A 20,720-nucleotide genomic window follows, 5' to 3' on the forward strand; every position below is an offset into this window, starting at 1 on the left:
TCGGGTGCGGCGCCCACGGCGGACGCATCCATCGCTCTCGACGGCCGCGTCGACCCGGCCGGTTCCCCACGAGCCCCGGCACGGAACCGGCCTGACCGCGAGCCCGGTCAGGCCGTCCGGCTACTTCTGCGTGGACAGGTCCTCCTGGCCCTGCGCGTAGCTCTCGTCCCAGTTCGCACCTTCCTTGAACGCCTCCGACGCACCGGTCCGCCCGAGCGCGACGGGCTTCACGGTGTCCGCGAACCCGTCACGGCCGCGCGGCGCCATGATGTCGTCGACCCGGTTGGCCGCGTTCTTCATGGCGTCGTTGCCGAACGTGAGCTTGTCGCGAATGGCGTTGTTGGCGCCGGAGAAGCCGTCCTCGATCTGCCGCACCGCCGCGCGGTTCTTGCCGATCGAGCGGCCGACCTCCTTGGCCTTGCGGCCGATGTTCACGGCGGCTTTCGCGAGCGCGTTCGAGACGCCCTTGAGGTTGTCGAACTTGCGGACGGCCTGCGCGAGCTTCATCAGCAGCTTGCTGACCTTGCCCGCGATCTTGCCCGCCGTCGACGCGGCCCGTGCCACGGCCCAGCCGGTGAACGCGGCGATCGAGGCGCCGAAGCTGCACCAGCTCGTCGCGAGCGCCGTCACCGCGGCGATGATGAACTCCGCCACCACGTCGGCCACGATGTCGCGGATGATGCCGCGCACCGCCGCGACCAGGACGCCGGTGCCGCGGATGCCGGTCGCGACGGCGTTGGCCGCCCCTTCCAGCGCCTTGACCTGCTCGGCGAGCGAGGCAGCGGCCTTGCGGTAGCCGTCGCCGGACTGACCCGTCCAGGTGGCGGTCTGACCGGTGGCGGCCTGCGCGTAGTCGTTGCCGACCTTCGCGCACGCCTTGGCGACCTCACCCCACGTGGCCGCGACGACGTTGATCGCACCGGGGTCGCCGGCGAGCATGTCGAGCGGTTCCTTGAGGAACGACACGTGCTCGATCAGCCAGCCGATCCCCGCGCCCACCAGCGTGCCGAGCGGGTTCGCGACGAACCCGAGCACGTCGAGCCCGAGCGCGACGCCGTCGAACGCCCAGTCGCTGGGGTTGTCGAAGTCCTCCGCGCACTTCCAGACGGTGTCGATGATGCGCGCGCCGTCGGTCGCGTTGTCGGCGCTGACGTCGAGAACCATCACTGCCCCCTGAACTTCGTGAAGAGCTTCGCGTGCTCGTCGTCGGTCTGCTGGGTGACGTCCGCGCAGTCGCGCAACGCGTCGGCGACGTCCGGCAGCGCGTCGGCCAGCTCGTTGATGGAGTTCGCGATCGCCGCGATGTGGATGCGCACCGGCACGCTGAAGACCTGGCCGATGATCCCGTACGTGTCGACGCCGAGGTCGACGCTCTGACCGCGCCCGGCAGCCCGCGTGAGCTCCATGCCCATCGACTGGACGGTGCCCGCGTGGTTGACCACGTCGGCGGGCACCATTGCGAAATCTGACACCGGGACCCCTTACCGGTAGATGGTGCCGAACGGCTCGTCGTCGTCCGGTCGTCGCCTGGGCGCCTGCTGTGGCTCCTCGGTCTCCTCCGGCTGCTGCGCCGCCGTGACCTGGTCGCGCAGGAAGTCCATCGCCGGCGTGCCGCCGATCAACGGCTGCATCGTGGCCTCCATCTGCTGCGCGACGGCAGCCTGTCCCCGGCCCACGGTCTCGGTGATGAGGGCGGCGAGCTGCTCGGGCGACATCCTCATCGCCGACGGAGCCAGGCTCAGCCGCTCCAGCCGCCCACCCGGTGCCGTGGTCGCGGTGACCGACCGGTCAGGACTGCTCACGGTGGCGCGCAACGCTTTGAGCTGCGCTTGTGTCTCTTCGGCCCGCTGCTGGATCTCGGTGACGCGACGCAGGTAGTCGTCGAGTCTCTGCTGTCCAGCCCCCAGTTCTGCAGAACTCATGCCCGCTCAGACTGAGTGACCGGCTTTCCGGTTCCCGTCAGTTCCGCACGAGCCGGCCGAGCATGTCCCTCACGGACTGCCGTGTGCTGACGGTGATCACCAGCAACGCCGCGAGAATCGCCGCATCTCTCCCGCCGGCCAGCCACACCACCACCGGTGCGTGCGAGGGAAGCGCGATGCTTGCTTTGACGATGGATACGACGACGAGCGCCGCGATAACCGCCGTCGGAACCCAGGTTGTTTTTTCTGGCAATGACTTCTTGGTGTCCAGATAGGACTGTCCATAACGGACCACCCGTGCGGCGTCCTTGTGTACGCTCTCCGCGACCAACCCGACCATCGCCGCCACCAGCACGGCAAACCCCGCGAGCACCCCCGACGGCAGGTCGACCAGCCAGGCGTCCTCCAGCTCGGGCCAGGGCGACACGAACCCTCCGACCCTGCGCGGCGCGTCGAAGAACGGCATCGACGCCACCCCTTCCGCCGCAGCGGCCGCAAGCCCGAGCCACGCGTACAACCGCAGCCGCCGAACCCGCCGCGTGACCGGCGTGGCTTTGACGTCTTCCTTGCTCACCGCCCACTTCTCTTCCGGCTTTGCACTCTTCTTGCCCGGCACCACCGACAACACAGCCGCCCCGGCCATCCACAACGCCAGCAACCCGAGCGCCACCACGGCCAGCGGCCCGGCCAGGAACCACCGCGCACTGTCGTTGACCCCGGCAGCCCTGGTGGACACGAACACCGGGACATCCTTCTGCCCTGGCGTGAGTTGCCCCGGCTGGAACCGCACGTGCTGGGTCGTCTTGTCGTCCCACCGCACGTCCGCCGTGCACCCGTAACTCGTGCCGACCCCCCACCTGCCCACCGGCCCGCGCTCAGAACAGGCGGTGGGCGTGGCGACGCCGACCCGCACGGCGTCGACGTCGCCGAGCAGGACGTCCGTGGTGCGGATCGTCGTGGCCATGGCCAGGAGGGCGAGGACGGCGGCGAGTCCGAAAGCGAGTGCGCGCACGCCGCCACCCTAGACAGCTCAGGCCTGGTCGCAGGCCATCAAGGCGTCAACCGCCAGCCGCGTGCGCCGCTCCGCGTCCGCGACGTCGGCCTTGAACGGCACCCGCGGGTGGTACTGGCGGCGGCTGAGCTCGAAGTTCCACGCGGAGCCGAGTCCGGGGACCTCGACGGAGTACTGGACGCGCTCGTCGGTCGAGGTGCTCAGCTTGGTGCTGCGGGTGACCTTCCGGCCGCGGTACTCGGTGACCTCGCCCAGCGGGTTCGGTTCGGCGAACCAGTCGAAGCTGGGGTTGCCCGGTTCGTAAGGGGAGAGGTAAACGTAAAGACTGTTGTACATTCCGCTCGCCTTGTGCCCGCGCACCGCTATTTGGCAGTAGAACCTGTCGGTCACCACGCGCACGACATCCGTCGATCCCAATACCTTCTCGAGGACGTCGTCCTCAAATGCCGCGCACCAGTAAAAGGGACCCCACTCGAGGGCCTTGCCCGTGCCCGCGTCCTCGCTGTTGATCCGCCGGACGTCGAGGAACGAGTGCGGCTCGGGCGCCGTCCAAGCCACGCAGCGATCGTCGGTCATGCCGATGACCTCGGCGCAGTCCGCCTGCGGACCGGCCGCCGGTGTCGGTGGCTTGATCTTGGGAACGGCGACGGGAGTGGGCGTGGAGCAGGCGACGAGCAGCAATGCGGCGCTGACGAAAAGCACCGAAGAACGAATCATGTCGCACTTCGTACCCTCGGCCGTCGCAATGCGAAGGTGCCACTTCGCCGTGTTCACCCGATCGTGCTTTGAAACCGGGACGAGGCCTGTGGCCTGGCGCTATGCTGCTGGACGCACGAATCTGCAAGGAGGGCACTGGGGATGAGCGGGACCAAGGTCGATCTTGAGACACTTCGCGCCGCGATCAAGGAGTACGAGTCGATCCGCGACGAGCTGGTGCAGGCGTACACCTCGGGGGACATGTTGACCAGCGTCGAGGGGGCTGGCAAGGACATGCCGAGCCAGGTGTACGCGAACTGGGCGCGTACCGCGGGGCAGGCGCACCAGGCGTCCAACAAGCAGCTGCAGAAGGCGCTCACGACTCGGATCGACAACCTCAAGGCCACGCTCGCCCAGTACGAACAGACCGAGCAGGGCAACCAGGCAAACCTCAAGCCGAAGGACTGAGCTGTTGCGCATCCGAACCATCGTCGCCGGTACCGCCGCGCTCGCACTGCTCGCAGGTTGCGACACCAGTGGTGGTGGCACCACAGGTACCCCGACGAGCGCCTCGCAGCCGACCAGCGGCACTGACAGCGGGGGCGCGCCCAAGATCCAGAACCCGCTGAACCTCGCGGCGTTCGAAGCCGATCCGTGCAGCACGGTAACCCCGGCGCAGGTTCAGTCCTTCGGGCTGCCCGGTGTCACTGGAAAGGTCAACACGACGGCTCCCGGGCCCGCCTGCAACTGGCTGGGTTCGAGCACTCCGGCGAAGATGGCGCCCAGTGTGGGAATCCTCCCCGAAGGCACGAACCTGTCCACCATCCTTCCCAAGAAGGACACCACGTACCAGGTGTTCGAGTCGTTGCCCGACATCCAGGGATACCCGTCGTACGTCGCGCTCTCCGTCGACCAGCGCAAGGAAGGCAACTGCTCGGTCCTCACCGGGGTCTCGGACGCGAAGGCGATCCTCTTCACCTTCCAGAGCGATGAGGGCAGTCCGAAGTTCGCCGACCCGTGTGGCGCCGCCACCGAGTTCGCCACTCTCGCCATCACCACGATCAAGGCAGGTGCGAAATGACCCGGCCCGCGCCCAGCTGCTTCACACAGGACAACTCCAGAGCCGACGGCTTCTCCGGGCATGAGATCTATGCCCAGATGACCGGCGGTCCCGGCACTGGTTCAGCGCAGCAGGCGGCGAACACCGCCTCCTCGCTCGAGACCAGCTACGCGACCGTCGAGTCGCGGCTCAAGCGGGTCGGCGAGACCCTCGGCGAGGCGTGGACCGGGGCCAGCGCGGACGCCGCCCAGGCCGCCGGCAACCCCATCAACCAGGCCATGATCCAGATGCAGGACTCGCTGCGTCAGGCCGACTCCTCGCTGTCCAACCAGGTCTACCAGTTCAACTACAACAAGGCGCAGCTCAAGGACATGCCGGCCAGCAAGCCCGACACGGGTTTCTGGGACGACGTGACGCCGTGGGACACCGACGCCGAGGACGCCGTCAACGGCTACAACAGCGACGAGGCGCACAACCGCAAGGTCTACAGCGAGTTCCAGAGCGCCAGCAACACCAACCGCGGTGATCTCCCCAAGGAGTTCCCCGGCGTCACGGCCGACAACCTGAACGTCGAGATCACCGACACCGGTGGCGACAACGGGCAGGACAAGACCACCAACGTCGGCAACGCGGGGCGGCCCACCGGCAACACCGGGACGTTTCCGAGCTCCACGGGGTCGCCGGACGGCACGAGCGGTGGCAGCTGGACGGGGGTGAGCCACCTCAACGGCGGCGACCAGACCACGACCAGCGGCGTCGGCGGCGGTGGCGACACCGGCACCATCACCAGGCCCGGTGACCTGACCGGTGGCGGCAGGCCGATCGTCGGCGGTGTGATCGAGCGGCCGCCGAACACGGGCATTCCGCCCATCGGCATGCCCGTCGGGCCCGGCATCGGTGGTCCCGGCGGAACGGGGCCCGGTCGCGGTGGCGGCTCCGGCGGTGGCAAGTTCGGCGGCGGGCCCGGTGGGTCCGGTGGCGGCAAGCTCGGTGGCGGTGGCGGCACGGGATCCGGCTCCGGCCGGTTCGGCGGCGGTGGCCTCGGGACCGGCAGCGGCAACGCGAGCGGCACGGCGGCGGGGCAGCAGCCCGGTGGCAAGTCCGGCGTGTTCGGCTCCATGGGTGAGCACGGCCCGAACGCCGGTGGGCGCGGTGGCGCCGCCGGTGCGGCGGGCAGGGCCGGTGCGGCCGGTGCCGGTGGCATGGGCGGCCACGGCCAGAAGGGCGAGGGGGAGGACGACCTGGAGCACAAGTCGGCCGACTACCTCGTCAACGAGGAGAACACCAACGAGATCATCGGTGACATGCCGATGGTCGCGCCGCCGACGATCGGGGGGTGACGTGCTGCGGTCGTCCATCCAGCTGTCCGACCTCGCGTTCGACGTCCTGTGGAAGCAGGAGAAGCTCGGGGAGTACCACCCCGCGCTCTCCGTCGACTCGCCCGGCGAGACCGAGGACGAACGCGCCGTCATCGAGCGCGACGTCATCGGTGAGCTGCGCAAGGTCGGGCTCGACCACCCGGACGTGCGGGGCACCCTGCACCTGATCGCCAAGGCCGACGCGGACTACTCGGCGTGGATCGCCGTCACGCCGAGCGAGACCAGGCCCGTGGTGGTGGCGGCGAACTCGCAGCACGGTGTCCTCGCCGTGCACGACAACGGGTTCGTGCAGCTGCACCCGATCCGGCCGGAGAACGCACCGGAGGTCCTCGCGATGCAGCTGCCGGACGTCCAGGCCGGCAAGGGCCAGTCGATCAACGTGCACGAGTCGGAGCTCAACACCCACCAGCCCGGCCGGGCGACGCCGTCGATCGCGCTGCGCAAGCTGCTCGCCCAGCCCCGCAGGGGGACGGCGAAGCTCTACGCGGCCAAGCGCGGCGCGGACGGCAGGCAGCGGGCCAAGACCTTCCTCACCACGATCGACTTCGAGGACGGCCGCTGGCTCGTGGTCAAGTACACCGACCAGAACCACCAGACGTGGGTGCACGCCACTCCCGCGTCGCGCCAGATCATCACCGACTGGCTCAAGCGCCTGACCTGAGCGACGACGGTCGAAGTTCATCCGCGGTTTCACCGCCGGCCAGACCCGGCGACTAGAAACCGCGCATGACCTTCGACCGTCGCACGTTGTTCAAGGCAGGCGCACTCGGCACGGCCGCCGCGCTCCTCCCGAGTGGCGTCAGCCTCGCGAGAACCGGTCGCCCGACTCTCACGCACGGCGTGCAGTCCGGCGACGTCACCTGGGACGGCGGCATCGTGTGGACGCGCGCCGACCGCCCGTCCCGGATGCTCGTCGAGGTGTCCAACGACCCGCAGTTCCGCCTCTCCCGGCGCGTCTGCGGCCCGTTGCTCACGCCGGAGACCGGGGGCACGGGCCAGGTTCGCGTCAGCCACCTGCTGCCCGGCCGCACCGCCTACTACCGCGTCACGGCCGAGGACCTCGACGGCCGCACCCGCAGCGAGGCCGTCACGGGCAGCTTCACCACCGCTCCGATCGGCCGCGAGGACGTGCGGTTCGTGTGGTCCGGTGACGTCGCGGGCCAGGGCTGGGGCATCAACCCCGACCTCGGCGGCATGCCGATCTTCAAGGCCATGGCCGACCGCAGGCCTGACTTCTTCCTGCACAGCGGCGACAGCGTCTACTCCGACAACCCCATGCAGCCCACCGTGACGCTCCCGGACGGCCGGATCTGGCGCAACCTCGTCACCCCGGAGAAGTCGAAGGTCGCCGAGACGCTCGACGAGTACCGCGGCCAGTTCGTCTACAACTTCCTCGACGAGAACGTGAAGCGCTTCGCCGCGAAGGTGCCGATCATCGCGCAGTGGGACGACCACGAGGTCACGAACAACTGGTACCCCGGCGAGATCCTGGACTACTGTTTTCTGCGGTTACAGTAGCACCCATGTCAGTCTCTGCACCGCTTCGCGCTGGCTCATACGCGCGGCAATCAGTAGGGAACGCGGCCTCCGTAGCCGACCAGCAGCGAGCCAGCGAGGCTGTGTGCACCGGACATGGCTGGCAGGAAGTCTCGCGGTACTCCGACCTCGTGTCGGCCAGCCGGTTTGGCAAAAAGTCCCGCGACAACTGGGCGCAGCTGGTCACGGACGTGCGGGCTGGACACCTCGATGTCGTGATCATGTGGGACTCGTCCCGAGGTGACCGCACCGTCAAAACTTGGGCCGCTTTTGTGGACCTGTGTCGTGATCAGGGAGTGCTGATTCACGCCGTACAGCACCGACGTACCTACGATCCGCGCGTGGCACGCGACTGGAAATCGCTGCTCGACGACGGCGTGGATGCTGCGCATGACTCAGAAAGGAAGTCCGAGGATGTCAGGAGGGGGACTGCTGGCGCGGCGCTCGCGGGCAAGTCTCACGGCCCGACGGCCTACGGCTACACCCGTATGTACGACGCGCACAACCGGAAGATCTTCCGCGACGTGCCGGACGAGCGCGCTGTGATCGTGCAAGAGATCATCGGCCGCGCCGCAAGGGAGGAGCCCCTCAAGCACATCGTCGACGACCTGAACGCACGTGGCGTTCCCAGCCCCAAGGGCGGCAAGTGGACCGCACGGGTCGTCAAGACGCTCGCGACGCACCCTCGCTACATCGCCCTGCGCTCGCACAAGGGTGAGCTTCACCCAGCCACGTGGGAGCCGCTCGTCGATCAGGACCTGTACCGCCGCGCGGTGGCTGTGCTGACCGCCCCGGACCGCAGGCTGGCCCCGCCCGCAGCGAAAAAGTACCTCCTGAGCTACATCAGCGCGGCGCCCTGCGGTGGCCCGCTGAACGCGGAGCCCGCGAGTGAGCATCGGCCTTCCAGATACCGGTGCGTCCACGACGGCTGCACCTCGGTGCGCGCCGATGACCTCGACGAAGTGATCACCACAATGACCCAGAAGCGTTTGGCACGCCCGGACGCCCGGACACTGTTCATGCCGCCGGACGAGGAGACGGCGGCGGCGCAGGCGGACATCACGCGGCTACAGGCCCGCTTGGAGGAGGCACGGCAGTCGTTCGCGCAGGCTGACGGCATTTCCGCCACCGCGCTCGCGGGACTCGAACGAGCGCTCCAGCCGCAGCTCGACGCCGCGTTGAAGCGGCTGGACGACCTCGCGACCTGTGCCGCCGGGCTGGCGCTGCTCGACGGCGGCGCGTTCACGTCCGGTGTGAGTGCGCCCCGGTGGGAGGCATTGCCGCTGGCGGGACGCCGATCGGTCATCAAGACCTTGTTCGAAACGATCGAGGTCGGTCCGTCGGCGCGGAGGCTGAGCCGGTGGGCGAGCAAGGAAGAGCGGCTGCTCGCGGTGATCGAGCGCACCACGGTCGGATGGCGGCGATGAGTGACGACCTGTGGATTTCTGTGCACTGCGAGGGCACAGGCACTACCCGGCACAGCTCGAAGCTGATCGAGTGGTTCTCACGTGTGGACGGGATCTGGTACGCCCACGTCCACGGCGGCATCGGCAACGCCGTTCTAGGCCACGCACGGCAGCGGGGCGGCGTGGAGCAGACGCGGAGCGGCTTCCGGTTCGAGTGCCCCGCCTGCGGGATCAACTCGCGCGTCTTGTCCGCGCTCATCTCGTCCACGTTCGACACGTTGGAGACGAACAACCTGGACCGGATCGAGCTCAACACGCTGAACGTGCTGGCGCACAACGGATCTAAGTTCTGATAGGTTTCAGTTGTTGACCAGCGCTCATGCGCTGGAAGCGGGCCGGTGGCTGCTGACCACCGAGAATCCGTCCCACGAGCGAATCGCTCCTTCGGGCGGCGCAGTCGGCTGTCCTGGAGGACCCGATGACCCGCAAGCTCCTCACTTCAGAGGCCCGGAAAGCGCAGGCGCGGTACGCCGCTCGTACTCGCGAACTCGGCCCCGACCACCCCGACACCCTTACTGCGCAAGGGGAATGGCGCAGCGAGCGATACCTCGCCGCCGTCGCCGCATCCGTCGCTGCGGCTCCGCCGCTCAGCCTTGAGCAGCGCGATCGGCTGTCGCAGATCCTGCGGCCGGCCGTAATCGCTGCGGATGGCTCGGAGGTGGCCGCGTGAGCGCCTTCGACGTCGCCTCCTTCCCCGACCGTCCCGACGTCGACATGCTGCGCGCGGCCGTCGGTGTCGCGACGCACGTGCCCGACGAAGCCCTGCTCGTTGACATGGCTCGCGACAACGTCCGCTTCCGGATAACCCCTGACGGCCGTCTGCTCGGTGATCTCGCAATCAGCGGCCCGGTCACCGACGAGCTGACGGGCGAGGTCATGGCGCGCTGGTTCGGCGAGGCCAACGGGCCGAAACTCTGGGGCCGCTGGCCGATGCCGGTCGCGTTCCAGCAGGCCGCCGCGGAGCTGAACCGACGCGGTCGCGCCGAGCACGAGCGCCGGGCCGTCGCGGACGAGGCTCGCGCCGATGACGACCGTCGAGTTCGCGCGCGAGATGCGGATCTCGCGCAGCGTCGGGCGGATCTTCTTCGGCAACTCGCCGCACTCGACGGTGATGAGGTGCCTGTCGTGATCGAGCGTTCGGTGCCTGCGCCGCCGCCGAGGCGCTGGCGGCGGAGCTGATGAGGGTGTGCCCCGGCCGGTTCTGGACGGGGCACACCTATTTGAATAGCCGAGTTAATTCGGTTCGATTCTTTTGATCTGCGGATTTCTGTGGACTTGACGAACCGATTAAACCTGACCACCGAACATTGCTGGATATGCTCGACTCCCAGCAGATTTCGATCTAGATTTCTGTCATCCACTGCGTGAACGGAGAATCCAATGGATCGCGACGAGCTGCGTGCGAAGCGCGCGAAGGCGGGACGCGCCCGCTGGGTCGGTACTACCGCCGAGCAGCGGCGAGAAGCGGCAACCAAGGCAAGCCGCGCTGCCCAGGCGCGTGCGGCTCTCGCGCGTCGCCTGCTGGCCGAATACGAGGCGGCTGCGAATGGCGGCAGCGCCGCTTAACGCAAGAACCCCGCTCCGGGTCCCGGTGTTGGTCGCACCGGGGGAGCGGGGTCTGAAGGTCAACCAGCGTATGGACGGAACACCTTCGCTTCGATGCTAGCCGACGTAGTTCGGCTAGTAAAAGCGTGGGGTGTCCGGGAATTGAGAGTTTTCATGGTAACGCAAGGCCCCGAACAGCAGGAATACATCTGCCCCGACTGTGGGGCGGAACCGCACCTCACCGAGCACGGTCCCGTGTTGACATGTGCACCGACGTGTCCGACGTTCGCCGCCGCCACCGCGACCCAGCAGAGCGACGCAGAATTCTTCGTCAGCCACCCGCACACCACCGTGTTCTGGAGGGCCGCGACGTGGGTCGAGCGCTCGGCGCTGATCGTGTCCGGGATCCCGCCCGAGGTGGCCCGCACCGCCCGTGTGAGGGTCACGCAGCTCGCGCCCGGTCACCGGCTGCGCGCGGCGTTCGTCTCGGCGGTGACCAAGTGACCGCGACCCTGCCTGTCGGCGCCGATCAGCGCATGTTCGAGCCCCCGGCCGCTGACGGGCCCCTGATCGACTGGGCCGTGTTCTGGGCGGTCGACTTCGGGATCCCCGTGTTCCCGCTCAACGACCGCCGTAAGCCGGGCCAGATCGCCGCTGGGCAGGCCGACTGGTCCAAGCGCCCCCGTGGCGCCTGTGGGCGCTGCAAGGCCGCGAAACAGCGCGACAGCCTCACTGGGCGGGCTTGCTTCGCCCAGTGCGGGCACCGGCTCTGTCATGGCCTCCTGGGCGCCACCACCGACGTCGAGCTGATCATCGAGTGGTGGACGCGGTACCCCGCCGCCAACATCGGCGGCGTCACCGGCCCATACGACGGCAACGCCACGGGCACGCTGCTCATCGAAGCCGACGTGGCCAAGCAGGTCGGGGACACCGTCATCGACGGCCGGGAGACCCTCGCCGCAGCAATTGCCGGCCACGGGAGCGAATGGCCCGTCACCTGGCAGAACATCAGTGGTGGAGGCGGCCCGCACTACCTGTTCGCATGGCCCGCGCGGGCCCGCGCGGACGGCAAGCCGTGGGCCAACGGGGTCGGTGCGGCCTCCACGGAGGACAAGATCGCCACCGGCGTCGATGTCCGCGCGGCGGGCGGATACGTCGTGCTGCCACCGAGCGAGACCGCCAAGGGCGCCTACACGGTCGCGACGATGGCGCCGCTCGCGCAGCCGCCCGGCTGGGTGCTCGACCGCATCGACAAGCAGCCGCGCGCCCAGGTCATCCCGCTGCGCTCCAGCAGTGCCTTGCGCAGCAACGGATATGGGACCGGCCGCCACAAGTTCGACCGCCTCATCGACAAGCTGCGTACCACCCACAGTGGACGGAACAAGGCCCTCTACAACGCCGCGCACAGCGTCGCCGGGCTCGTCGCCGACCCCGCCAACGGCATCAGCGAGCAGGAGGCGCGCGACGCGCTCTGGGGTGCGGCCGTGGCCAACGGGTACGTCGCCCAGGACGGTGAGGCGGAGGCCCGGGGCACCCTGGACAGCGGGTTCCTCTCGGGCCTGGGGCGGCCGTGGCAGCCGAACGGCGAGGCGTTCACTCCGACCGAGCAGAAGCTCGACAGGGGAACGGTACTGAGCATCGTCGCGACGTACGGCCAAGGCGAGTACCTCGACCTCGGCACGGTAGAGATGTTCCGCGACGTCATTGGCGACGACCTGTGGGACACCTACGCCGCGCCGCTGTTCGAGAACGACATCTCGCACGACGCGAACACCATCCCGTCGCAGGCGAACGGCATCGTGCCCAAGGCCAAGAAGCCGCGCCGCCACAAGGAGGCCGACGAGGCGCACGAGCAGGATGCGGGCTTGCCCGACGTGGTCATGACCGGCCGCCCGCTGCGTGACACCTCCACTGACGCCGCGAAGTTCTTCGCGGCGGCGGAGGCCGAGGATCCGCACGTCTTCATCTACGGGGATGGTGAGCTGGTCGAGCTGCACCCGATCACCGGCAAGCTGCTGCGCATCGACCGCGACCGACTGGCCGTGCTGCTCTCGCAGCGCATGAACTTCCGCGACCGGCTCCGGGACTTCGAGACCGGCGCGATCACGATGGTGCACACCTCGAAGATCCCCGGCGATGTGGTCGCGGCCTTGTACTCCGGGGCCTCGCTGCTGCGCTTGCCGGAGCTGAAGCGGATCACCACGCTGCCGTACTTCACCCAGGACGGCGAGCTGATCACGGCGCTGGGATACAACCCCAAAACGGGTGTGTACCGCATCCAGACGCCCGGCACCCCGCAGATCCCACAGGTCTCCGCCGTACCCAGCGTGGAGGAGGTCCGCGCGGCCGTCGCGATCTTCACCGATGACCTGCTGACCGACTTCCCGTTCGACACGACCGCCGACCGCACCGCCGCCATGGCCATGCCCATCACGCTCCTGGCCCGCGAGATGATCACCGGGGCAACTCCGATGTTCCTGGTCGACACCCCACGGCGCGGCACCGGCAAAGGCAAGCTGACGACCGTCCTGGTCCGCCCGTTCGCACCGGACTTCGCTTTCGTACTCGCGCCCCGCGACGAAACCGAGTGGCCCAAGAGCCTCGTCGCTTCCATGCGCACCGGGAGGCCGGTGCTCGGCTTCGACAACATCGACGCCGCGCTGAACTCCGCCGCACTGGCCGCCGCGATCACCGAGTGGCCGATGGTGCGCAACCGGCTGATGGGCACCCACGAGGAGATCACTCTGCCGACACCGGGACTGTGGATCGGCACGGGCAACAACGTCGTGGCGTCCTCCGAGCTGGCCCGCAGGATCGTGCGCATCCGCATAGATGCCGGGACGGAAACCCCGGAGGAGCGCACCGGGTTCAAGCACGAGGACCTCATCGGCTGGTCCGAGGAGAACTCAGGCCAGCTCGTGTGGGCCGTGCTGACCATGATCCAGTCATGGGTGGCGGCCGGAAAGCCCGTCGCCGCAGACCTCCCCCGCATGGGCTCGTTCGAGAAGTGGGTGAACGTCGTCGGCTCCATCGCCGCACACGTTGGCCTGGAAGGCTTCCTAGCCAACCGCAGCGCCGCCGCCTCCGCGATCGACGTCGAAACCGAGCTGATCTCGACGTTCTGCACGACCTGGGCCAACGACCCAGGCGAGGGACCGGTGAAGGCGGACGGCGAGATCGTCAAGCCGGGCCGGGAGTCCTGCGCCAACCGGCCCGTCCGCGTGGACGAGCTGCTGGCGTTGGTGGACGCCTACAGGATCGAGTTGCCGGAGCAGATCGGCCCGCAAGGCACCGACCGGCGCTCGCGGTTCGGCAAGTGGCTGCGCGCGAAGGTGATCGGGGCGCCGGTCGGCCCGTACACGTTCAGCACCACCAAGCCCCGCAACGTGGCCCACTTTCAGATCCACGACGACGGCAGCGGCCAGTTCGAGGAGGGCGGGGTCACCATCAAGGCCCCCGCCGCCTGAGCCATTCACCCGCGCGCGACAGCCCCCGGTCTCATGGTCCGGGGGCTGTCGCGCGTCTGGGGCCTGGCGGAAGGGCGATGTTAGGTTGCCGGTTAGGTTGCCGACCAGGCGAGGTTAGGTTGGATGTTAGGTTGCCAAACCGCCCCTGACCTGCGGATGTTAGGTCAGTTAGGTTGATTTTCGATCCCTACGCGGGTGAGGAAAAGAAGAGGCTGGGTGGGGCGCACATGCCGTGCGCATCCCGTACGCATTCGTGTGGACGCACGCAGCACGGGCATAGGGCGGCCTGAACCGGCCCGGCAACCTAACCAACCTAACCTTCGCAGGTCAGAGCGCTGCGGCAACCTAACATCCAACCTAACCAGCCCAGGACGGCAACCTAACCACCGACCTAACATGCCGCCGCGTCGGCTGAAGACATCGGACTTCACGCAATACCTTGGTGGTCGCCCGGCTGGAGCCAATGGTCACCAGCAACCGGCCGGATGACAACCGGTCAGCCAGCTGAATGGGTCTCGGCAAACCAGCGCTCAACGGCTTCATCGGCGCGTTGCCGCTCCAGCCGCGCAACCTGCCGGGCCTCGTCGGCGGCCCTCGTCGCACTTGGGCTTCGATGAGCCCCCCGACGAAGAATGGCAGCGTCCACGGCAGAGTCGGCGACCAATCGTGCGAGCCTGACTGCCTCTGCTTCGTGCCGGGTTCCGCGGAAGGTGTTCGTGAGCGCACCGGCGTAGACGTCGGCCGCCAACATCTCGCGGGCCGCGCGTTGGCGAGCCAGCCGCTGTTGGTCTTCGTTTGCGGTCATGAGCCCCATCATCGACGAGTTACTCGGCGACGGCGTTCTGCTCGACTGGCGGTGCTACATCCGATCACCGCGTCAATCGAAGATTCCTATTGGCATGGCATGAAAGCGCTGGAGTAACGCCGACGACGACCCTGCGGACTTCTTCGTCGTGAACACCCTGTGGCCGGCCCTGATCGCCGCGGTCGCCGCCCTTGGCGGCGTGACTGTGGGTGCGCTTGTCGAACCGCTGAAGCTGAGTGCTGCACGGCGGGCACGTGCACGACAAGAACATGGTGAGCGATGTGCTCGCTTCGTTGAGGCGGCAACCTCGTCCAGGTCGGGGGTGATCCGTCTGAACGTTGCCCATCGCCGAGTGAAAGTAGGAGGCGAGGAGGTCTCGGCCGATGAGATCCTTGCCCTGGAGACCGCGTATTACACGGCGCGGAACGAGCTACGCCAAGTTGCTGGGTTGATCGACCTATACGGGCCTGACGAACTGGCACATCAGGCGTTCGCAGTGCGCGAGGCGGATCGGCAGTTCCGGCGGAAGCAGTGGATCGTCGAGGACTCCGGGGTCCTTGACAGGAGTGACCTGCCACCAGGGGTACGTGATTACGCCACCGCGATGGAGAACGAGATCCGCAAGTTCACTGCACTGGCGCGGAAGTCCATGTCATGAGGTGTCGCCGGGAGTCGTCGCGTGCGGGGCGGAAACAGCAGGCGCATCCTAGTGAACCGTGTGTTGAGGTCCTGGAGGTGCTCAAGTGACCAACATCGACAAGGAGTTCACCGACGAAGAGAAAGCCGCCTACGAGCCCGGCCCGTGCAAGAAGGGGCACGAGCGCACGAAGGACGACGTCGAGTGGCTGGAGTTGCCGCCAGGGTCCAACTTCGGACAGATCTCGCGCAGGTGGCTCATCCGGCACGAGAACTGTCAGGTCTGTGGCCGGCCACCGGCCGAGCCGGGCGATGAGTGGCGCGACGAGCTTGACTGATTCGCGCCGTCCGGCGTGCCTCGGCCGAGCCAGAGTCGTTGGGGCGCAGGCTGGACGGCATGAGCCAGATCAACCCACCGCGCTCGCACGCTGGGTCCACTGCGGACGGACCGGGGTCCAGACACCGGGGCCGCGCCTACGGTGACGAGCGTGCTCGACTTGAGGCGACCTTCGGTGCCGTCCTGTGCGTTGAGCGCGCCGCAAAGCGCTGGACTCAGGTCCGGCTTGCGGAAGCGGCGAGGATCACCGCGGCTTCGGTCTACAGGCTGGAGAAGGGCCGTCAGCGCCCGTCCACGTCGATGACGTGGAAGCTGGCGCGCGCCCTGCGCGAGGGCTGCGACCTGCGGACGATCGTCGCGTTGGACATGCGGTTCCGCTTGGCGGCCGGGGAGAGCTTGCGCGAGTTCAGCACCACGCCGATGCGCCGACGTGATCGGCTGGCCGCTGATCTGCGGGCTGCTCGCGAGTTGCCGGTGACCGAGGCCGACCCGTTCGCGTCGGTGCTGTTGTCGATGCTGGAGGACACGTGGCCGCGCGACGCGGCGTGAGGCTGCGGGAGCTGTGGCCCGAGCTGTCGCCTTCCGACGCCGAGCTGGCGGAGTTGGCCGGCCGACAACTCGTGCGTGCTGCGGCTCGCGCCGGTCGACGTCGAGTTCGCGATCAGCTTGCCGCTGATGCGCTGCTGCGAGACGCACTGCGCGAGCTGGATGATGGGGTGCCCTACGGGCCATCCGGCGAGTAGTCGCCCATGTCGCTGTCCTCGAACCCCTCGTCGTAGCCATCCGAGTAGCCCTCGTCGCGCGCGTCTTCCAGCTCCTGCTGGCGGTCCTGCTCGCGCCTGTGGCCCTCGTCAATCAGGTACTGCTGGTAACTGTCGCGCTGGCGTTGCTCGTACCCGGAGGTATTGGCATCGATCGGCCTGGATCGGGGTTCGTCCGCATCCCGCCAGCCGAGGAACCAGATCACGGCCGCGATCACCGCCATGGTGGCGATGAGCGAGGTGGCCGACTGTGCCAGTTCGACCACGCGGTTTCTGGCCATGTTCTGAAGTCGCAGCAAGGCCACCGTCTGTTACCGCTTGAGCTGCGGCGATATGCGGCGTGGCGGACGGGCGGGCTGCTCGGAGCGGGTGATCATCGAGGCTGTGAACGGATTCCAGGTTGGAGACGCGGATGGCGGCCTGAACTGGCTTCCGGCCGACGGCCTGCCGACCGATGCGGCCCCGGCCGAGCTGTTCGGGCCGGACGCCACCGGGCTCCTGCTGGCGGGGCCTCAGACCGAGTTCGAGTGGGCAGGAGAAGCGAAGTGAAGATCGAGACGAAGGACCTAAAGACGTTGGTCGTCCACGTGTCGGACGCCGTGGCCGCGCGCGTGACCCGTGAGACTGCAGCCGATCCGCGCTGGAGAGTGTGGAGGTGTTCTGCGTGCGGCCAGCCGGAGGCCGGCTACAACGTCAACATGAGCAGAGTCGCGTGCTCGAACTGTGTGCAGCGCATCCGCGAGGGCAAGTCGATCCTCTCGCCGGAGGAGGCGTGGCACGAGGCGCTCGCGGAGATCGTCGAGGACAAGTTGTGCAGGATCTGCGGCCGGGAGTCGGGCTCGAACTCCGAGGAGTTGGGGCGCGGCCGGTCCCTGATCTGCCGCGAGTGCTTCGCCGGAGCGGCAGCGTGACAGAGCAGCACGCCAGGGCGAAGGCCGCCTTCGAACGGGCACTACTTCGGTGGCGACTGTTGCCGGTGATGAATCAGGGCCGGATGTTTCCGCTCGACCCGGTGCAGGCGGCCGAGGTGCTCGACCAAGCGCATGCCACCGCGGTCGAGGTGCTGCTTTGGGCGCGGGCGTTCGACGATGCGGCGCGAGGCTCTGACGGCATCCCGCCGATCCCCGGCTATCCGGACAGGGGTCAGTTGCCCGTAGGGATCAAAGCGGCGAGGTGGGCGGCGAACAAGGGCCTGCACCTGCTCATTGAACTCGCCCAGGTCGATCATGTCGGCACGATCGGCGCGCGGGGGATGGTCCCGCTTGGAGGAAGCCTCGTCGCCCCGATCCTGCGCTGGATATCAGACGAGTCGCGGTTGCCGGAGGTCAAGAAGAGCCCCAAGGGAAAGGTCGACGAGAGCGACCGGGACATCCGGGACGCGTTCGTGGCCCACTGGCGCGGCCAGCCGGTGGCGATCGGACTCACGGAAGTCGAGGCGTGGTTGGCTCGCTGGACTCCCTGACCATGTGCCATGAGGAGCCGTAACGGCGGTCACCCGGCCTGCGACGAGTTGTCATGGACGAGACGCCGGCTGCTGATGAAGGCGCTGGCCAGCGGCGCCCCACCGCACGGCGAGACCGACTGCCCGTGCTGGCAGCCGTTGCCGCCGCGCTGATAGCGGGCACGGCACTTGGGTGGATCACTAGCGTGGCGATGCGGGACGCCGAGCCTCTCGTGCGCACCTCGCCACCTGCTCCGCCCGTCACGAGTATCTCCCGCACGTTCAACGAGCAAGACGTGAGGACTGCGTACCAGCTCGGCTACGACGAGGGCTTCGACGAGGGCTACGCGACCGGGAGCGCCGAGGCCGAGGCCAACGCACCGCGAGAACCGGACCCATGCCTGACCAATCCGCGTGCGCGCGACAACGGGCCGGGTGCGCCGTGCTACTGGTGGCAGAGCCTCTCGCGACCGCCGACGCTGTTCCCGACGCGGTGATCGGGAGCGGGCTGGCAGGCGGGGCGTCAGGGGGCAGTGCCGAGCTTCCCAGCAGGCCGTGCGCAGCTTCATCAAGTACGGGCGCGAGCTGAACCCAGTCAAGAGCGTGACCGCCCGGCAGGCCAAGCAGCGAGGCAAGGGGCGGTGCAGCGTGTGCCGGAGAAAGTGCCTATGGCGGGGGTCGGCATGCGGGAGGACTGCTACCACCACTCTCCCTTAGTGTCTTGCGAGGTTATGGCGCCCCTTACGGAGGTCTCGGCGTCATGTTTGGACTTGGTCAAGTCAGCACCTCCCAGGTAGGCACCCGTGAACTTCGTGCCCCGCAAGTCCGCCCCGTACATGATCGTGTGGAGAAGGAGCGTGTGCGGAGAATTCTCGGAGGAGAACTCCGTATGTCTGAGGTCGGCCAAAGCCAGCACAGCACCAGAGAGGTCCGAACCACCGAGGTCGGCCTTGGAGAGATTGGCTCCCGTCAGGTACGCACCTTGGAGGGACGCCTGTCGAAGGCACGCGCCGTTGAGGTCGGGGCGTACGTCGTTCTCGTAATTGCGAGCATCCCGCCGGCCTAGGACGGTGAGGGCCGCCTGAACGTCGGTAGACACCGGCTTATCGGGACACTTTGCGGCCGTCGAGGGCCAGTCCGCTGATCGAGTTGAGGTGGTCGAGCGGATGAAGGCGGATAGGACTTCGGTGACGACAGGCTGATCGCGAGCAGAGTCCTTGCCTAGCCGCTCCAGTGCGTAGATCCCGCCGAGGCGGGCTTGCAGGTGGTCCGCACCTGACTTGTCAAGTTGCTCGATCGCCTTGTTGAAACGGTCGGTGTACTGCCCTTGTTGGCTCGCGTTCACGGTCATGGCAGAGAAGACGACCGCGCCTAGTGCCGCTAGCGCTGTGAACCCTGCGATGGCCGCCTGCCAATAGGCGTTCGTCGCCTGCCAGTTGCGTGGCTTCTTGGCCTTTCTGCCGGAAGCGAGTGAGGGACGGCTGGGCCTGCTCGCAAGCCGCCTGGCGGGGCGAACGGGTCTTCTGCGGCGAACTCCGGACACCCACGAAAGATCGCAACCCGGAGTGTTCGCGTTTCATCGTCCTCCTACGCGGGCGGGCGGACATGCGCCCATCCGGGTGTGACTCATGATAAGTTGCCATATCGTGAGTCAGGATCTGGTTCAGGTCGCCCCCGTTGCCGCCCTCCCCGCCACCCCAGAGGAGCGCCTCGCCGCGCTCGACACGGCGGCCCAGGAGTACGTCCGCACCCAGCGGCCCGCGAACACCCAGCGCGCCTACGAGGGCGACTGGAAGGTCTGGACGCGGTACGTCACCGAGCTGAGCATCCCGGAGGACTCCGCGACTGCCGGGGCTCTCGTCGGCTTCGTCGTGTGGCTGGAGCGCCAGGAGGCCGCTCCTGCGACCGTGGACCGCCGCCTGGCCGGTGCCGTCGTCGGCCTACGTCAGAGGGGCGCAGAGCCGCCCAAGGTCGCCACAGAGGCCGCCAGGGCAGCCCTGAACGGCTACCGGCGTCGCCTCGCCGAGGCGGGGGAGAAACGCGGTCGAGGGAAGGCCCCGGCGATGGAGATCAAGCACCTGCGCGCCATCTCCGCCGCGTGCCCCGAGACCCTCACCGGCATCCGGGACCGCGCCGTGGTGCTGATTGCGTTCTCCATCGCGGGCCGCCGCTCCGAGGTCGCCGCCCTGCTCGTCTCCGACATGGAGGAAGCCGCGGAGGGGCTAGTGGTCACCATCCGGTCCGGCAAGACCGGCGGGCGCACTGTGGCCGTCCCACACGGCTCGCACGAGAGCACCTGTCCTGTCCGGGCTTGGCGCGCTTGGCTTGCGGCGTCCGGCATCACCGAGGGTCCGGCCTTCCGGCGCATCGACCGGCACGGGCGCATCCTCGGCGGCCTGGCTGCCCAGTCCGTCGGGACCATCATCACCACGGCGGGAGAGCGGGCGGGCGTCACCGTGCGGTTCACCGGCCACTCCGCCCGCGCGGGCCTGGCCACCGAGGCGCGGCGGGCAGGGCACGACGCCAAGACGATCAGCCAGCACACCGGCCACGCCCCCAACTCCCCGGTGCTCTACGACTACATGCGCACCGTGGACCAGTGGGCGGACAACGCGGTGGCCGGCATCGGGCTGTAGCGCCTGGCCCGGCTGTGCAAG

At 68.2% G+C, this 20,720-nt stretch carries 28 protein-coding genes and 1 pseudogene; 21 read left to right on the forward strand and 8 right to left on the reverse strand.

Translation table 11 applies throughout. The features are described from left to right. Positions 1-120: 120 nt before the first annotated feature. Genes ACFWV3_RS32565 through ACFWV3_RS32585 form a run of 5 tightly spaced genes read right to left on the reverse strand, consistent with a single transcriptional unit; the run spans position 121 to position 3,651 of the window. Entirely contained in the window at positions 121-1,164 is a 1,044-nt protein-coding gene (locus tag ACFWV3_RS32565) for a hypothetical protein (RefSeq protein WP_382416924.1), read from the reverse strand. Next, on the reverse strand, positions 1,164-1,472 hold the full coding sequence (locus ACFWV3_RS32570; protein ID WP_382416926.1) for a hypothetical protein: 309 nt from the start codon (positions 1,470-1,472) through the stop codon (positions 1,164-1,166). Before ACFWV3_RS32570 ends, ACFWV3_RS32565 begins: the two co-directional genes overlap by 1 nt. A 9-nt stretch (positions 1,473-1,481) precedes the next feature. Next, positions 1,482-1,922 carry a YbaB/EbfC family nucleoid-associated protein gene (locus ACFWV3_RS32575; protein WP_382416928.1) on the reverse strand — a complete coding sequence of 147 codons (441 nt, stop codon included), beginning with the start codon at positions 1,920-1,922 and terminating at the stop codon, positions 1,482-1,484. Between the two features lie 37 nt (positions 1,923-1,959). Next, positions 1,960-2,934, reverse strand: coding sequence for a DUF6346 domain-containing protein (locus tag ACFWV3_RS32580; protein WP_382416930.1), 975 nt, complete (start codon positions 2,932-2,934; stop codon positions 1,960-1,962). An 18-nt stretch (positions 2,935-2,952) separates the two neighbouring features. Continuing rightward, on the reverse strand, positions 2,953-3,651 hold the full coding sequence (locus ACFWV3_RS32585) for a hypothetical protein (RefSeq protein ID WP_382416932.1): 699 nt from the start codon (positions 3,649-3,651) through the stop codon (positions 2,953-2,955). A gap of 141 nt (positions 3,652-3,792) precedes the next feature. Here ACFWV3_RS32585 and ACFWV3_RS32590 point away from each other — a divergent pair, with 141 nt between their 5' ends. From ACFWV3_RS32590 to ACFWV3_RS32645, 12 genes and pseudogenes are all read left to right on the forward strand, one after another. Continuing rightward, positions 3,793-4,098, forward strand: a complete 306-nt coding sequence (locus ACFWV3_RS32590; protein WP_382416934.1) for a PE domain-containing protein — start codon at positions 3,793-3,795, stop codon at positions 4,096-4,098. Between the two features lie 4 nt (positions 4,099-4,102). Further along, on the forward strand, positions 4,103-4,711 hold the full coding sequence (locus ACFWV3_RS32595; RefSeq protein ID WP_382416935.1) for a DUF3558 domain-containing protein: 609 nt from the start codon (positions 4,103-4,105) through the stop codon (positions 4,709-4,711). Continuing rightward, positions 4,708-6,030: a hypothetical protein gene (locus ACFWV3_RS32600; protein WP_382416937.1), complete on the forward strand. Its 1,323-nt coding sequence runs from the start codon at positions 4,708-4,710 to the stop codon at positions 6,028-6,030. The genes ACFWV3_RS32595 and ACFWV3_RS32600 overlap by 4 nt, the downstream gene beginning before the upstream one ends. 1 nt (position 6,031) lies before the next feature. Then, positions 6,032-6,730 carry an ESX secretion-associated protein EspG gene (locus tag ACFWV3_RS32605; RefSeq protein WP_382416939.1) on the forward strand — a complete coding sequence of 233 codons (699 nt, stop codon included), beginning with the start codon at positions 6,032-6,034 and terminating at the stop codon, positions 6,728-6,730. A gap of 65 nt (positions 6,731-6,795) precedes the next feature. Next, a pseudogene (locus ACFWV3_RS32610) lies at positions 6,796-7,563 on the forward strand (alkaline phosphatase D family protein); the annotation flags it as partial. 29 nt (positions 7,564-7,592) lie between these two features. Further along, the gene (locus ACFWV3_RS32615; RefSeq protein ID WP_382416941.1) at positions 7,593-9,032 is read left to right on the forward strand and encodes a recombinase family protein; all 1,440 of its coding nucleotides are present in this window, start codon (positions 7,593-7,595) and stop codon (positions 9,030-9,032) included. Further along, positions 9,029-9,364 (forward strand): hypothetical protein, encoded by a 336-nt coding sequence (locus ACFWV3_RS32620; protein ID WP_382416942.1) that lies wholly within the window; start codon positions 9,029-9,031, stop codon positions 9,362-9,364. Before ACFWV3_RS32615 ends, ACFWV3_RS32620 begins: the two co-directional genes overlap by 4 nt. Before the next feature lie 125 nt (positions 9,365-9,489). Beyond that, positions 9,490-9,741 (forward strand): hypothetical protein, encoded by a 252-nt coding sequence (locus ACFWV3_RS32625; protein ID WP_382416943.1) that lies wholly within the window; start codon positions 9,490-9,492, stop codon positions 9,739-9,741. Further along, positions 9,738-10,250, forward strand: a complete 513-nt coding sequence (locus tag ACFWV3_RS32630) for a hypothetical protein (protein WP_382416945.1) — start codon at positions 9,738-9,740, stop codon at positions 10,248-10,250. The genes ACFWV3_RS32625 and ACFWV3_RS32630 overlap by 4 nt, the downstream gene beginning before the upstream one ends. A 201-nt stretch (positions 10,251-10,451) precedes the next feature. Continuing rightward, complete coding sequence (locus ACFWV3_RS32635) at positions 10,452-10,637, forward strand: hypothetical protein (RefSeq protein ID WP_382416947.1); 186 nt, start codon at positions 10,452-10,454, stop codon at positions 10,635-10,637. A gap of 237 nt (positions 10,638-10,874) precedes the next feature. Beyond that, on the forward strand, positions 10,875-11,120 hold the full coding sequence (locus tag ACFWV3_RS32640) for a hypothetical protein (RefSeq protein ID WP_382416949.1): 246 nt from the start codon (positions 10,875-10,877) through the stop codon (positions 11,118-11,120). After that, on the forward strand, positions 11,117-14,083 hold the full coding sequence (locus ACFWV3_RS32645; protein WP_382416951.1) for a bifunctional DNA primase/polymerase: 2,967 nt from the start codon (positions 11,117-11,119) through the stop codon (positions 14,081-14,083). Before ACFWV3_RS32640 ends, ACFWV3_RS32645 begins: the two co-directional genes overlap by 4 nt. Before the next feature lie 496 nt (positions 14,084-14,579). On the opposite strand, the gene ACFWV3_RS32650 is transcribed toward ACFWV3_RS32645, so the two are convergent. Beyond that, positions 14,580-14,888 carry a hypothetical protein gene (locus ACFWV3_RS32650; protein ID WP_382416952.1) on the reverse strand — a complete coding sequence of 103 codons (309 nt, stop codon included), beginning with the start codon at positions 14,886-14,888 and terminating at the stop codon, positions 14,580-14,582. 148 nt (positions 14,889-15,036) lie between these two features. Here ACFWV3_RS32650 and ACFWV3_RS32655 point away from each other — a divergent pair, with 148 nt between their 5' ends. The 3 genes from ACFWV3_RS32655 (at position 15,037) to ACFWV3_RS32665 (ending at position 16,410) form a co-directional block, all read left to right on the forward strand. Next, a complete protein-coding gene (locus ACFWV3_RS32655) occupies positions 15,037-15,546 on the forward strand; it encodes a hypothetical protein (protein ID WP_382416953.1) in 510 nt (169 codons plus the stop codon). 85 nt (positions 15,547-15,631) lie between these two features. Next, positions 15,632-15,862: a hypothetical protein gene (locus ACFWV3_RS32660; RefSeq protein WP_382416955.1), complete on the forward strand. Its 231-nt coding sequence runs from the start codon at positions 15,632-15,634 to the stop codon at positions 15,860-15,862. Between the two features lie 59 nt (positions 15,863-15,921). Next, positions 15,922-16,410: a helix-turn-helix transcriptional regulator gene (locus ACFWV3_RS32665; RefSeq protein ID WP_382416957.1), complete on the forward strand. Its 489-nt coding sequence runs from the start codon at positions 15,922-15,924 to the stop codon at positions 16,408-16,410. A gap of 172 nt (positions 16,411-16,582) precedes the next feature. Here ACFWV3_RS32665 and ACFWV3_RS32670 read toward each other — a convergent pair whose 3' ends face one another. Continuing rightward, on the reverse strand, positions 16,583-16,927 hold the full coding sequence (locus ACFWV3_RS32670) for a hypothetical protein (protein ID WP_382416959.1): 345 nt from the start codon (positions 16,925-16,927) through the stop codon (positions 16,583-16,585). Between the two features lie 79 nt (positions 16,928-17,006). Here ACFWV3_RS32670 and ACFWV3_RS32675 point away from each other — a divergent pair, with 79 nt between their 5' ends. From ACFWV3_RS32675 to ACFWV3_RS32695, 5 genes are all read left to right on the forward strand, one after another. Then, positions 17,007-17,171, forward strand: a complete 165-nt coding sequence (locus ACFWV3_RS32675) for a hypothetical protein (RefSeq protein WP_382416961.1) — start codon at positions 17,007-17,009, stop codon at positions 17,169-17,171. Positions 17,172-17,320: 149 nt separating this feature from the next. Continuing rightward, entirely contained in the window at positions 17,321-17,533 is a 213-nt protein-coding gene (locus tag ACFWV3_RS32680; protein ID WP_382416963.1) for a hypothetical protein, read from the forward strand. Continuing rightward, entirely contained in the window at positions 17,530-18,084 is a 555-nt protein-coding gene (locus tag ACFWV3_RS32685) for a hypothetical protein (RefSeq protein WP_382416965.1), read from the forward strand. The genes ACFWV3_RS32680 and ACFWV3_RS32685 overlap by 4 nt, the downstream gene beginning before the upstream one ends. 9 nt (positions 18,085-18,093) lie before the next feature. After that, positions 18,094-18,237: a hypothetical protein gene (locus tag ACFWV3_RS32690; RefSeq protein WP_382416967.1), complete on the forward strand. Its 144-nt coding sequence runs from the start codon at positions 18,094-18,096 to the stop codon at positions 18,235-18,237. A gap of 122 nt (positions 18,238-18,359) precedes the next feature. Continuing rightward, positions 18,360-18,560, forward strand: coding sequence for a hypothetical protein (locus ACFWV3_RS32695; RefSeq protein WP_382416969.1), 201 nt, complete (start codon positions 18,360-18,362; stop codon positions 18,558-18,560). Positions 18,561-18,760: 200 nt separating this feature from the next. Here ACFWV3_RS32695 and ACFWV3_RS32700 read toward each other — a convergent pair whose 3' ends face one another. Next, positions 18,761-19,414: a pentapeptide repeat-containing protein gene (locus ACFWV3_RS32700; RefSeq protein WP_382416971.1), complete on the reverse strand. Its 654-nt coding sequence runs from the start codon at positions 19,412-19,414 to the stop codon at positions 18,761-18,763. Positions 19,415-19,709: 295 nt separating this feature from the next. Here ACFWV3_RS32700 and ACFWV3_RS32705 point away from each other — a divergent pair, with 295 nt between their 5' ends. Then, positions 19,710-20,699: a site-specific integrase gene (locus ACFWV3_RS32705; protein ID WP_382416973.1), complete on the forward strand. Its 990-nt coding sequence runs from the start codon at positions 19,710-19,712 to the stop codon at positions 20,697-20,699. Positions 20,700-20,720 lie beyond the last annotated feature (21 nt).

It is taken from the genome of Lentzea sp. NPDC059081 (genome assembly GCF_042738015.1).
Taxonomy (GTDB): Bacteria; Actinomycetota; Actinomycetes; order Mycobacteriales; family Pseudonocardiaceae; genus Lentzea.